General features: G+C 41.8%; 11 protein-coding genes and 1 riboswitch. All 11 genes read right to left on the bottom strand.

What is annotated here, in order from left to right:
• Nucleotides 1-197: 197 nt before the first annotated feature.
• Entirely contained in the window at nucleotides 198-1730 is a 1533-nt protein-coding gene (gene cls, locus FQT24_RS08855; protein ID WP_143952773.1) for a cardiolipin synthase, read from the bottom strand.
• Nucleotides 1731-1984: 254 nt separating this feature from the next.
• Complete coding sequence (locus FQT24_RS08850) at nucleotides 1985-2449, bottom strand: SP_0198 family lipoprotein (protein ID WP_143952772.1); 465 nt, start codon at nucleotides 2447-2449, stop codon at nucleotides 1985-1987.
• 86 nt (nucleotides 2450-2535) lie between these two features.
• Nucleotides 2536-3786 (bottom strand): folylpolyglutamate synthase/dihydrofolate synthase family protein, encoded by a 1251-nt coding sequence (locus FQT24_RS08845; RefSeq protein ID WP_143952771.1) that lies wholly within the window; start codon nucleotides 3784-3786, stop codon nucleotides 2536-2538.
• Between the two features lie 353 nt (nucleotides 3787-4139).
• Nucleotides 4140-4445, bottom strand: coding sequence for a DUF1292 domain-containing protein (locus tag FQT24_RS08840; RefSeq protein ID WP_000017620.1), 306 nt, complete (start codon nucleotides 4443-4445; stop codon nucleotides 4140-4142).
• A 15-nt stretch (nucleotides 4446-4460) separates the two neighbouring features.
• Nucleotides 4461-4880: a Holliday junction resolvase RuvX gene (gene ruvX, locus FQT24_RS08835; RefSeq protein WP_004239076.1), complete on the bottom strand. Its 420-nt coding sequence runs from the start codon at nucleotides 4878-4880 to the stop codon at nucleotides 4461-4463.
• A 3-nt stretch (nucleotides 4881-4883) separates the two neighbouring features.
• A complete protein-coding gene (locus tag FQT24_RS08830) occupies nucleotides 4884-5150 on the bottom strand; it encodes an IreB family regulatory phosphoprotein (RefSeq protein ID WP_000507059.1) in 267 nt (88 codons plus the stop codon).
• Between the two features lie 86 nt (nucleotides 5151-5236).
• Nucleotides 5237-5806, bottom strand: a complete 570-nt coding sequence (locus tag FQT24_RS08825; RefSeq protein WP_000725153.1) for an SP0191 family lipoprotein — start codon at nucleotides 5804-5806, stop codon at nucleotides 5237-5239.
• Between the two features lie 60 nt (nucleotides 5807-5866).
• Complete coding sequence (gene spx / locus FQT24_RS08820) at nucleotides 5867-6265, bottom strand: transcriptional regulator Spx (protein WP_000591165.1); 399 nt, start codon at nucleotides 6263-6265, stop codon at nucleotides 5867-5869.
• A gap of 135 nt (nucleotides 6266-6400) precedes the next feature.
• The gene (gene mgtA, locus FQT24_RS08810) at nucleotides 6401-9061 is read right to left on the bottom strand and encodes a magnesium-translocating P-type ATPase (RefSeq protein ID WP_143952770.1); all 2661 of its coding nucleotides are present in this window, start codon (nucleotides 9059-9061) and stop codon (nucleotides 6401-6403) included.
• A 194-nt stretch (nucleotides 9062-9255) separates the two neighbouring features.
• Nucleotides 9256-9406: riboswitch (M-box (ykoK) riboswitch) on the bottom strand.
• A gap of 57 nt (nucleotides 9407-9463) precedes the next feature.
• Nucleotides 9464-10525, bottom strand: coding sequence for a M24 family metallopeptidase (locus FQT24_RS08805; RefSeq protein ID WP_143952769.1), 1062 nt, complete (start codon nucleotides 10523-10525; stop codon nucleotides 9464-9466).
• The gene (uvrA, locus tag FQT24_RS08800; RefSeq protein ID WP_143952768.1) at nucleotides 10518-13349 is read right to left on the bottom strand and encodes an excinuclease ABC subunit UvrA; all 2832 of its coding nucleotides are present in this window, start codon (nucleotides 13347-13349) and stop codon (nucleotides 10518-10520) included. The genes FQT24_RS08805 and uvrA overlap by 8 nt, the downstream gene beginning before the upstream one ends.
• Nucleotides 13350-13475: the final 126 nt, after the last annotated feature.

The raw sequence follows: 13475 nt of genomic DNA, 5'->3' as shown, positions 1-13475 counted from the left end.
AGCTTGTGATGGCTGTTTGAGTGATTTTTTGCATAGTTTCACAAAGGTTTCAATTTCTCGAAATCGGTGTAAATGTGTCTGTTTAAATATCGTGATATAGTTCAATTCTTTCTGAGTTAGCATCTTTCCTCCTACATCTTCTTATTCGTAAAAGACAAGAAAAATAGGACTGGCTTGTGTCCTAAGTCCTAGATTTCTTATAAGATAGGGGCAAATAACTGGGCAATTTCCTTAATCAATTTTTGGTACCAGCTATTTTTTATCGTATGAGCAAAAATTTCTTGCGATACTGAAAAAATCTCCTCAAAATCTTTTTGAACCTCCGTGATTGATGCCGTTTTATATAGCAAAACTGCATTTTCATAGTGGTGAAGCAAACTTCTGTAATCTAAGTTAATGGTTCCAACTGCAGCAAAGTCCTTGTCCACTAAGATTTGTTTACTGTGAATGAAGCCTGGACTATACTCAAAAATTCTTACTCCTGCTGATAACAAATCCGAATAGGCTCCTCTTGTGATGAGTTGGATTAATTTTTTATCCGGAATGAAAGGTGTCACAATGCGGACATCAACACCCCTCATAGCTGCATTTTTAATACTCTCTGTCAAGTCGTAGTCAATAATCAAATAGGGAGTTGTGATGTAGACTGAATCAGTGGCTTGATTAATTAAACTTTGATAGACTTTTTTCCCTACCTGAGTACGGAAGATGGGCTTGGGTCCACTCCCATATGGAATGCAGAGTCCTTGGCTAGAACAAGGTTGATTTTCCAAGTGATACTGGTCAAAATCACTAATTTCCCCACGATTGATGTACCAGGTCATCAAAAAGAGACGGGTTAGAGCCTTGACACCAGGACCATCTAAGCGAATCCCACTATCCTTCCAATAACCAAAGCGTTCTACATGATTGATGTACTCATCGGCTAAGTTAATCCCTCCTGTATAGGCTATCTGACCATCTATGACAAGGATTTTCCGATGATCCCGATTATTATAAGCTACCGTCAAACGAGGAATCACCTTGTTAAACTTATGGGCTTCAATTCCTCGACTACGAAGCTGAACAGTATAGTCTCCAGGCAAAGTCGCCATACAGCCGATATCATCATAGAGCATCTTGACCTCTACACCCTGAGCTGCCTTTTGCTCTAGTATATCTAGTATGCTATTCCACATTAGACCTTCTTCGACAATATAGTACTCTAGAAAGATAAATTTCTCAGCTTTCTTGAGGTCTTCTAGCATATGTTGCCACATGCTCTCACCCGAAGAAAAGAATTGTGAATCTGTTCGATCATAGACATCGGCATTGCTATCCATACTTAGTAAAGATTTGATAACTCCGTAAGCCGCCTTATCATCTTCCTTCAATTTCTGGCGGAGAGCTTTACTGTTATCCTCCCGAAAATGCATAGAACCAAGTTTGTCCAACTGCTTGATTTCTTTTTTGGACAATCGCCTTTCACCAAACATCAGATAGAGCAAGGGACCAATGACAGGAACAAAAGTCACCACTAACCACATCACTTTACTATCAGGCGCCATTGAGCGATTGACAATCGCTACGATAGTCGCCATACTCATAAAGATTAAGAGAATAACCCACAGAATAGGAGCCATACGCCCTAAGTAAAGAAAGAGACCAAAAACAAGAGAAAGTTCAAGCAGCATAATCGAAAGACTAAAGCCATACTTGGACATTAATAATTGAAATTTTCTATATTTCATATCCCCTCCTTGATATTTTGATACTCAATGAAAAGCAAAGAGCAAACTAGGAAGCTAGCCGCAGGTTGCTCAAAACACTGTTTTGAGGTTGCAGATGGAAGCTGACGTGGTTTGAAGAGATTTTCGAAGAGTATGAATGCTAAAAACAGGTAATTGATACTAGTATAACTCATGTATTCGATAGAAGGCAAGTATTTATAATCATTTTTCTGAGTAAAAGCAAAAGAGACTGACAAAACCAGTCTCCTTCTAGTCTATTTTGATAAAACAATGCGATCAGACGCTTCTCTATCCATATCGTCTATAATCATCTGATTTCCATTGATTGCATAAATCTTGACATCATCCCCAATAATCATGCGTTGATTAGCGGCATCAAAGCTAACCTGCTTGATTTCTTGTTCCCCATCAGTTTCCACCTGTGTCCATGTACCAGTTGTTCCAGTTACCACTAAAGTGATACGGTCTCCTTCGTCCTGGCCAGTGTAAGTTCCATCAATATTGGTTGGTTGAGCCTCAGGCACATTTTGTGAAGAACTTGTCGTTGCCTGGTTACTATTTTCTGTAGAAGAGGAAGCAGCAGGTTGTGATTGCTGAGTTTGTTGTGTTTGCGATTGAACTACTGGTTGTTGAACTTGTTGAATTCTTTGTGAACAAGCTACTAAGAGACTAAGACTTGCTAGAGAAGCAAGAGAAAGTGTGAATCTTTTTAATTTCATGATGAATTTCCTTTCTGCTACCAATTTACAGAATTTTTTCCTTCTAACTAGTAGTTTTCCTAGTATAACAAGTTCAAAAAAGGAGGTCAATTCATCTGCTCATGGACCAGCAAGTAGCCCCGTACTTCTGAGATAAAATAGAGAGAACCTGTAACGAACAACAAATCCTGGGCATCTGCTCTTGCTTCAAAATTGCTAATAAATTCTCGGTAAGAAGGAACTATATCGTAACCTGTTACATCTGTTTCATCCAAAGAACCTTGATAGTCAAAGCCCGTCACCTTGAGTTCCACCTGAGGCAATTTTTCAGTCAGATAAGCCAACATCCCTTGATAATCCTTCCGTTTCAAGGCTCCAAATAGGATTTGAGGACGATAACCTTCCTGCTCTTTTTCTTTAATAAACTCAACCAAGCGAGTCAAGGCAGGAAGGTTATGAGCACCGTCCAAGTAAATCTGAGGACGAATACGCTCCAAACGCCCAGCCCAATGGGTCTTCTCCAAAGCCTGTCTTACAACCTGTTCATCAACAGCTTCCTTTCTTTCTCCCATAAAAAGAAGAAACGTTTGCAACGCCAAGGCCGCATTTTCCTGCTGATAAGCTCCTTCCAAACCTATTTTCAACTGTGAAAGGTAAGCCAAAGAGCTTGAAAAATCCCCATTCAGCATTGAAAAATCCTGACCTGCCTGATAAAGGTCAACAGCTAAAGAGTCTGTTTTTTTCTGACAAACAAGCCTAGCTTCTGAAGGCAACTTAGCAATCACTGCCTTTTTACCAGCCTTAAAAATACCAGCTTTCTGCTCTGCAATTTCTGCTATACTGTCACCCAGAGTCTCCTGATGGTCAAGTCCGATGGAGGTGATGACAGCAATCTCTCCAATTACCACATTGGTTGTGTCAAGTAAGCCACCAATTCCCACTTCTAATAAAACCAAATCCACCTCTTGCTCTCTAAAATAAAGAAAAGCAATCAAGGTCAGCAATTCAAAAAAGGACAACTGGTCATGAGTTTGCAGAAGTGTTTTTTCCATCTCCTTGACCTGCTCAGCTAAACGGATAAAGTCTGAGTCTGCTATAGGTTCTCCATTAATGCAGATTCGGTCATTGATGGAGACGATATGAGGGGAGGTAAAGGTCGCAACTTTTTTGCCATGCCCCATAAATAACTCCCTCATAAAAGCAATGGTAGAACCTTTCCCATTAGTCCCAGTGACGTGGATAATAGGGTAAGACATCTCGGGATTTCCTAACAAATCCACCGCTTGCTGCATTCGGCTCAAACCTGATCGAAAATTCAAACCAATCCGACTATGGAGCCATTCTTCTACTTCAAACATATACATCTCCTTGACAAAAGTCTAATCAATTATCTAGCAAAATTCCGTAGATAACAAAAATGAGGTCAGGATTTTCGTCCCGACCTCTTACCTGGTTAGCTAATCACTAGCAACTATGGATATTAACGTGGGGTAAAATTCTCCCCAAATATTTCAACTCTTCTAATTTCTAGGAGTTGGGCTGATACAGTCTCCCAGACTTACTTACGGTCTTTATTTTTAGCGTCAGGGTAAAAATGTTCACTGAACACACCAGTTCTCTCTTATTTTAAGGAACTGGGCTAAAAACATCCCCTGGATGTGCCTGCGTTTCTAATTTCTAGCGCAGGGCTAAACACGTCCACTGGACGTGTTTACTCCTCCATAAAGCTGTTGAAGACTTCTTCAATCATGTTCCATTCGTCTTCTGAGTCTTCTGGAATTGGTTGCAATTCGCCTTCTGTTCCATCTTCGTTTTCGATGAATGAGTAAGCTTGGATTTCAACTTGTCCGTCTTCGTCTTCTTCTGCGTTAACTGGTACTAGAAGAACATAGTTTTTACCAAATTCTTCTTTTCCGTCAATCGTCAAAAGGATTTCAAACAAGGTTTCATTTCCTTGCTCATCTACTAGTGTAATTAATTCACGTTCTTCGTGGTCGTGGTTATGATCGTGTGACATAGCCTCTCCTTTGTATTAAAATTTTCTATCTAAATAATTTTGTAAAATCAGCTGAGCTGCTAACTTATCAATGACTTTCTTGCGCTTATTGCGACTAATATCTGCTTGTTCAATCAACATGCGCTCTGCGGCAACTGTTGTCAAGCGTTCATCTTGATAGTCTACTGGTAAACCAAAAAGCTCTTCTAGCTTTGCTCCGTAGGCTTGACTAGCTTCCACGCGCGGTCCGCTTGTATTGTTCATGTTTTTAGGCAAGCCCACTACAAATCGTTCCACCTTGTAAGTATCAACCAACTCCTTAACGCGGTCAAAACCAAATTGACCTTGCTCCTCATTGATTTGGATGATTTCAAGTCCTTGAGCTGTAAAACCAAGCGGATCGCTAATGGCTACCCCTACCGTTTTTGAACCGACGTCCAATCCCATAATTCTCATAGGTTATAGATCGACTCCTTGTCCTTTAAGGTAGTAGCGGACCAATTCTTCAACGATTTCATCGCGCTCATACTTACGGATTTGATTTCGTGCATTATTATAACGAGGAACGTAGGCAGGGTCTCCACTCAATACGTAACCTACGATTTGGTTAATCGGGTTGTAGCCCTTATCGTTCAACGAAGCATAAACATCAGTCAGAGTTTCGCTAATTTCTTTTTTATTGGAATCGTCCAATTTAAAACGTACTGTTTCTTCAGTAAATCCCATTCTAACACCCTCTTTCCTTAGAATAGTACCATTATAGCATAATTCCTTACGTTCTACAATTCAGGCAGTCTATTTATTTGGATTTTCTATTGTTCTGTCGCGCCATTTGCCAATCTGTCTGAAATATATTTGCTTGGTTCATTCTTCAAGAGATTTTCTAAACCAATGTTCTTCAAATATTCTAACTGAGAAGCCTTCTTGACATCCAAAACTTGAAAATCAAAACTAGTCGTTGTTTGAAGTTCTGTTGCGCTCAATAGTTTGGTTTCAAGCTTAAATCCTGCTAATTTACGAGCTTCTATGATAGCCTCATCCTTCTCCTCTGCCTCGAGAAGAGCTTTTTGAGTTTCTTCCACCCCATGTTGGTCGATATAAGTCTTCAACTCATCAGAAACTGGACGTTTTTGTTGAATCGTTAAGCTCAAAAAAGTCTTGTCCTTGTATGTAATGGTTTGGGTTTGCTGGCTACCATCATCTGACTTGGGCAAGACCAAAGTCTTGGTCACAACTGTATTCTTCTCAGCATTCTCAATAACTGGCAATGCCGACTGAAGCGTATCCTTTTCTGTTTTTGTAGCTGTTCCAGTTTCTTTTTTCTGTCCGCAACCAACTAGGACAAAAAGGAAAGCTAGACTAACAAGAACTATTTTTTTCATTTCTTTCTTCTTTCTTTTTTAAATTAAAATAAGACTGGGAGTTGCTCCCAGCCTTGATGTTTATAGAGCTGCACGCAAACGTGCTTCTGCATTTTCTACATTACGGACAGAGCGTGGTAGGAAGGCACGAATATCATCTTCCTTATAGCCAACTTGCAGGCGTTTTTCATCTACAAGGATTGGGCTCTTTAAAATTCTCGGTGTTTCCATAATCAGATTGAGGACTTCGTTGACACTCAAATCTTCAATATCCACTCCAAGGGCTTTGGCATAGCGATTTTTAGACGAAACGATGCTGGCTATTCCGTTATCTGTTTTGGTTAGAATATCCAGTAATTCTTCTCTCGTAATTCCTTCTTTACCAAGGTTTTGTTCTTTATAACTTAACTGGTGGGCATTGAGCCAGGTTTTTGCTTTTTTACAGCTAGTACAACTTGAGACTGTATAAATTTTAATCATGTACCTACCCCTTTCGCTACATGTTACTATCAGTTTAGTCTATTATACCATAAAAAACATCCGACTTGCGACCTATTTTTAAATTTTTTTGACTTTTTTCGTCATTTTCGTACTTTTTTCTTGACAAAATAAAATTTACAGCCATTCTTTATATTTCTTAATATAGATTTTTTTCACAATTGTCACGCTAATCATATACAAAATAATGATGAAAAGTAAAAAGATGAAATAAATCGATTTTAAAGGAGTTAGATGGAGAAGACTAGCTAGTGGACTATAGGGAAGGAAGGTCACAAAGGCTGCAGCCAATAAGGTTGTCACAAGGACTAGCCAAGCTGGACGACTTTGTAAAAAGGGAATTTTGGCTGAACGCAACATATGAATAACCATGGTCTGTGACCACATGGACTCGATAAACCAACCTGTCTGAAACAAGACAATAAATCCTACGGCAGACTCCGCTCCATGGACATAGGCTTGACCTGTCGTCATGGGTACAATGATAAAATAGAGCAAAATAAAGGTCAAAATATCAAAGGCAGAAGAAATAGGCCCCATCCAAACCATGAAACGTGTGATGGACTTAGCTTCCCAGGTATGCGGATTTCTCAAAAAATCTTTATCCACCTTGTCAAAAGGCAAGGCAATACAAGACAAATCATAGACTAGATTTAGGATAATCAAATGGACTGGTGCCATTGGTAAAAATGGCAAAAAGATGCCAGAGACCAATAGGGATAAGATATTCCCAAAATTAGAACTCACTGTCATTTTGATATATTTAGTCATATTGGCATATACCTTACGACCTTCAACAAGTCCTTTTTCCAGCACCATGAGATCCTTATCAAGTAGGATAACATCAGCTGTTTCTTTGGCAATATCTACTGCTGTATCAACAGAAATCCCCACATCTGCAACCTTCATAGAAGGAGCGTCATTGATTCCATCCCCCATATAACCTACAGCATGACCATTAGCCTTAAATTGCAAAATAATCCTTGCTTTTTGGTCAGGAGAAAGTTTGGCAAAGACTGTTACCTCCTCCACGGCTTGAGCCAATTCTTGATTACTCATCTGATCAATTTCAGATCCTAACAGCATCTGATTGATATCCAAACCAACCTTTTCACAGACTGCTTGGGTAACTTTTTCGTTGTCTCCCGTCAAAATCTTTGTTTGAACCCCATGTTCTAACAGAGCCTTAATTGCTGGTGCTGCAGATGGTTTAGGAGGATCTAGGAAGGCTAAATAACCAGTTAGAATCATATCCCCTTCATCATCAACTGTATAGGCATGACCTTCCCTCAAACCTGACTTATAGGCCACTCCCAAGACACGCAAACCTTGTTGATTTAGTTGTCGGACTTCCGCTAAAATTTCTTCTCTAATAGCATCTGTCAATGAAGTAATCACTCCATGGTATTCCGCATGACTGGAAATCGTCAACATTTCCTCTAGGGCCCCCTTGGTTACCAAACTAACCACTCCGTGTTCATCCTTAACGATAACACTCATCCGTCTACGTTCAAAATCAAAGGGAAGCTCATCTATTTTTTGAAAAGTTTGAGCCAGATTTTGCAAGAGGGTGTGTTCTTTTGCTTCCTTTTCAGTCCGTTTGATGATGGCTCTGTCCATCAAATTTTTCAAGCCCGTTTGAAAATAAGAATTGAGATAAGCTCGTCTCAAGACGGTCAAATCCAAATCTCCATGTATATCCAAAGGATATTCAAGAACAATTTCGTCTTGAGTGAGGGTTCCGGTTTTATCCGTACACAAGATATCAATCGCCCCTAAGTCCTGTATGGCATTGAGTTTCTTGATAACCACTTTTTCCTTGGCCATGATAATGGAGCCTTTTGCTAGACTGGCCGTGATAATCATAGGAAGCATCTCAGGTGTTAATCCGACACCAACACTCAAAGCAAATACGCCAGCTTCTAACCAATCTCCATCTGTCAAGCCATTAGAAAGAAACACGATGGGAACCATGACCAACATCAAGCGAATCAGGAGCCAAGAAATACTATTCATCTCCCGCTCAAACGAAGTAGGCTCGTCATAGGTGTTCAAAGTCTGCTCAATGGCCCCCATCATGGTATCATCGCCAACTGCTAAAATCACGGCCTTGGCACTACCAGATAAGACATTGGTTCCCATAAAGGTGAGCGCTTCTGCTTCTAGCAGACTATCAGATTGTTGAACTGTTGCCTTGGTCAAGGCCAATTTTTCAACCGATTCACTTTCACCTGTCAAGCCCGACTGTTGTACAAAGAAATCGCGCGACTCAAATAAAAGAAGATCTGCTGGAATCATGTCTCCAGCGCTTAATTTAACCACGTCACCCACTACCAAATCATCGATAGGTACTTCTTGGATTTCTCCTTGACGAATGACAGTCGCTGTGTTGACAATCATTTTTGATAGATTGGTCGCAGCCTTATCACTACGGAGTTCTTGGACAAAGCGTATGCCACCAGAAATGAGGACTAGGACAACGATGATAATAGAAGTCGTCGGATCTTCTTGACCTGGTTTTGCCAACCAGACATTGGTCACCAAGGAAATTACGGCGATGACCAGTAAGATGATTGTAAAAGGATTGATAATGGATTCGTAAATCTTTTTGAGGATACTGTCTTCTTGACCCTTTGTGATAGTATTTTCGCCATATCGGTCACGATTTTTCTCCACCTGCTCCTCAGTCAAGCCTGTTAGACTTGTCTTATAAAAAGAGAGAGTTTCGTTTAAAGATGTATGAATAGCTGTTGCTAATCTTTCTTTTGTAGTTTTCATTGGTTTCTCCTATCTGTATGAATGATGTGTTTCATACACAGAGACCAATCACTTTATAAGGGCAGAACGACACAAATCAGCGATTGGCTGTGTATGTGCGGTTCCGGATGATCGTCAATTTGCATCGTCTATCTCCTTTCTTTGATTTAAACAGTAGAAAATCCCACCATAAAATGGCAGGATTAAAAAACTAATTATCTGTTTTTCGTTCAAGCTTTAACTCCATAGGGCAATGTAATGAGCTTAGTCTTGGCCTTCGCGACCAGGACTGTTGACCAACGAGTAGTGTCTCCACTGCTTTGCGGTAGTCATCCGTATCCCTATGGTAGCCTCACCTACCGTTTTCGCTTTTCAGTATAAACCTTTAAAATTTAAAAGTCAATCATTTGAGTTGTTTAACTCTTAGATAACTATCAACTCTTTTGGAGCTAGGGTCAATAATTCACAACCTGCCTCTGTAATCAGGATATCATCCTCAATACGAACGCCATATTTACCTTCGATATAGATACCTGGTTCATCGGTTAAGGCCATACCTGCCTTAATAATTTCTGTAGAAGTTTGGCTAAAGTAAGGTTCCTCATGAATATCCAGCCCAATACCGTGTCCGATACCGTGGGTAAAGTAGTCGCCATAACCTGCCTCGATGATAATATCACGAGGAATTTTGTCAAAGTCACGGAAACCTAATCCTGCTTTAGCCTGGTCAATCAAGGCTTGGTTGGCTTTCAAAACCGTATTGTAAATCTCTGCTTGCTCGTCGCTAACATGCCCCAAGTAGATAGTCCGTGTCATATCACTGACATAGTGGTCATAAAGGCAACCGAAGTCCATGGTAATGGCTTCTCCTAGCTCCACTGGTTTGTGCATAGGATGGGCATGGGGTTTGGAAGAGTTGATCCCACTAGCTAGAATAGTGTCAAAAGACAAGCCAGATGCTCCCAACTCACGCATGCGGAAGTCAAGGAAGTTGGCAATCTCAATCTCAGTTTTTCCTGGTTTGATGAAGTCAAGCGCATCGCGGAAAGCTTGGTCTGAAATAGAACAAGCCTTGCGAATAGCTGCAATCTCCGCCTCATCCTTAATCATACGAAGACCTTCAACAAACTGAGTTTGTGGAAGCAAGTCAATTCCTTCAAAGGCTACCTGCATACGGTGGTAATAAGATACTGAAATCTCATCCTCAAAACCGATTCGAGACAAGCCCATATCCTTAACAATGCCTGCAATGACAGCCAATTCATCACGATCAGCCACAATCTCAAACCCACTGGTTTCTTGCTTAGCTGCAATGATATAGCGAGAGTCTGTCACCAAGACCTGACGGTCACGGCTGATGAAGACTGTTCCGTTTGAGCCCCAAAAACCAGTCAAATAATAGACGTTTTTAAGGTTATTGATGATGATGCCATCTAGTTCTTTTTCTTGCATTTTAGCTAGAAATGCTTGTACACGTTTATTCATGATGTAACTTTCCTTTCAAATAGTGTCCTGTGTAGCTGGCTTCATTGGCCGCTACTTCTTCTGGAGTTCCTGTTGCGATGATGGTTCCACCACCGACACCGCCCTCAGGTCCCAAGTCAATAATATGGTCTGCAGTCTTAATAACGTCTAGATTGTGCTCAATGACGAGGACTGTATTGCCATCGTCTACAAAGCGAGCTAAAACCTTAAGCAAGCGAGCGATATCCTCGGTATGAAGACCTGTCGTCGGCTCATCCAGAATGTAGAAAGATTTTCCTGTCGATCGTTTGTGGAGTTCACTAGCCAGCTTCATACGCTGGGCTTCTCCCCCAGAAAGGGTGGTAGCTGGTTGCCCTAGCGTCACATAGCCCAGTCCCACATCCTTGATGGTCTGAAGTTTACGTTGAATCTTTGGAATATGTTGGAAGAATTCCACTGCATCGTTGACGGTCATATCCAAGACCTGCGAGATATTTTTTTCCTTGTAATGAACTTCTAGGGTTTCACTATTGTAGCGGGTTCCGTGGCAGACTTCACAAGCCACATAAACATCTGGCAAGAAGTGCATCTCAATCTTGATGATCCCGTCACCTGAGCAGGCTTCGCAACGACCACCCTTGACGTTAAAACTGAAGCGCCCCTTCTTGTAACCACGAATCTTGGCTTCGTTTGTTTGAGCAAAAAGGTCACGTATATCGTCAAAGACACCTGTATAGGTAGCTGGGTTGGACCTCGGCGTCCGTCCGATAGGGCTCTGGTCAATATCAATCAAGCGGTCGACATGCTCAATCCCTGTAATAGTCTTAAATTTACCTGCTTTGTCTGAATTGCGGTTGAGCTTCTGGGCAATAGCTTTTTTGAGAATGCTGTTGATTAGGGTCGACTTGCCTGAGCCAGATACCCCTGTAACGGCGATGAATTTTCCTAGTGGAAAGCGAGCTGTGACATTTTGCAGGTTGTTCTCACGCGCTCCTGTCACCTCGATAAAACGACCATTTCCGACACGTCGCTCTTCTGGTACTGGAATGGCACGTTTTCCTGACAAGTACTGGCCTGTGATAGACTTGCTGTTGCGAGCCACCTGTTTGGGCGTACCTGCAGCAACAATCTCCCCACCAAAAACACCGGCACCAGGACCAACGTCAATCAGATAATCAGCTTCGCGCATAGTATCTTCATCATGTTCCACCACGATGAGAGTATTACCCAAATCACGCATCTTTTTGAGACTGGCAATCAAACGGTCATTATCCCTCTGGTGAAGACCGATTGACGGCTCATCTAGAATATAAAGAACACCTGATAGGTTAGAACCAATCTGGGTTGCCAAACGAATACGCTGACTTTCCCCACCTGAAAGGGTTCCTGCTGAACGAGACAGGGTCAGATAGTTAAGCCCCACGTTATTGAGGAAAGTCAAACGGTCCTTGATTTCTTTGAGAATGGGACGAGCAATGATGGCTTCATTTTCAGACAAGGTTAGCTGGCTCACCAAGTCCAAGTGGTCTGCGATAGACAGGTCTGAAATTTCTCCGATATGTGGTCCTTGCTCACCACCCACACGGACAGACAAGGCCTGATCATTGAGACGATAGCCGTGACAGGTTCCGCAGGTCAGCTCATTCATGTAGAGGCGCATCTGAGTGCGTGTATAATCGCTGTTTGTCTCGTGATAGCGACGCTTGATATTATTGACAACTCCCTCAAAAGGAATGTCGATATCGCGCACACCACCAAATTCATTCTCATAGTGGAAATGGAATTCCTTACCATCTGAGCCATAGAGAATCAAGTTCTTATCTTCTTCTGACAAGTCCTCAAAAGACTTATCCATATCCACTCCAAAGGCTGTCATAGCCTGCTCTAGCATATTTGGATAGTAGTTGGATGAGATAGGATTCCAAGGAGCCAAGGCCCCCTCACGTAAGGTTTTGCTGGCATCTGGTACTACCAAATCAGTATCCACCTCCAGCTTGATGCCCAAGCCGTCACACTCACTACAAGAGCCAAAAGGAGCATTGAAGGAGAAGAGACGCGGCTCTAACTCTGGAACAGTAAATCCACAAACTGGGCAGGCATAATGCTCAGAGAACAACAACTCAGAGTCGTCCATGGTGTCGATAATGACATAACCTTCTGCAATACGAAGGGCAGCCTCAATGGAATCAAAGAGACGACTACGGATACCCTCCTTGATAACAATACGGTCAACCACGACATCAATATTGTGTTGCTTGCTCTTAGACAACTCTGGCACTTCGGTCACATCATAGACTTCCCCATCCACACGGACACGGACATAACCGTCTTTCTGAACCTTCTCAATAACACTCTTATGTTGGCCTTTTTTCTTGCGGATGACCGGAGCTAAAACTTGCAGGCGCTGGCGTTCAGGTAACTCCAAAACCTTATCCACGATTTGCTCCACCGAAGAAGCCTTGATAGCCCCATGCCCGTTGATACAGTAAGGCGTCCCCACACGTGCGTAGAGGAGACGCAGATAGTCATTGATTTCAGTCGTTGTTCCCACGGTCGAGCGAGGATTTTTACTAGTCGTTTTCTGGTCGATGGAAATAGCTGGGCTGAGACCATCAATAGCATCTACATCGGGCTTCTCCATATTCCCCAAGAATTGACGAGCGTAGGCTGACAAACTCTCCACATAGCGACGTTGACCCTCCGCATAGAGGGTATCAAAAGCCAGACTGGATTTCCCTGAACCTGACAAGCCGGTTACGACAACCAACTTGTCTCGCGGAATCTCCACATCAATATTTTTTAAATTATGGGCACGCGCCCCATGAATGACAATTTTATCTTGCATCTTTGTTCTTTCTAGTCCATTATTGCTTACCATTATACCAAAAAAAGTGAGATTCTATTACCCAAAAGGCCGATTTTGTAGTATAATAAAAAACTTCTTATTTTATGTTCCCTTAGGGCTTCCTAA

It is taken from the genome of Streptococcus mitis, from assembly GCF_901542415.1.
In the GTDB taxonomy this organism is placed as follows: Bacteria; Bacillota; Bacilli; order Lactobacillales; family Streptococcaceae; genus Streptococcus; species Streptococcus mitis_BL.
The sequence above is the reverse complement of the archived record's forward strand: the minus strand, read 5'-3'. Positions and strand labels throughout refer to the sequence as shown.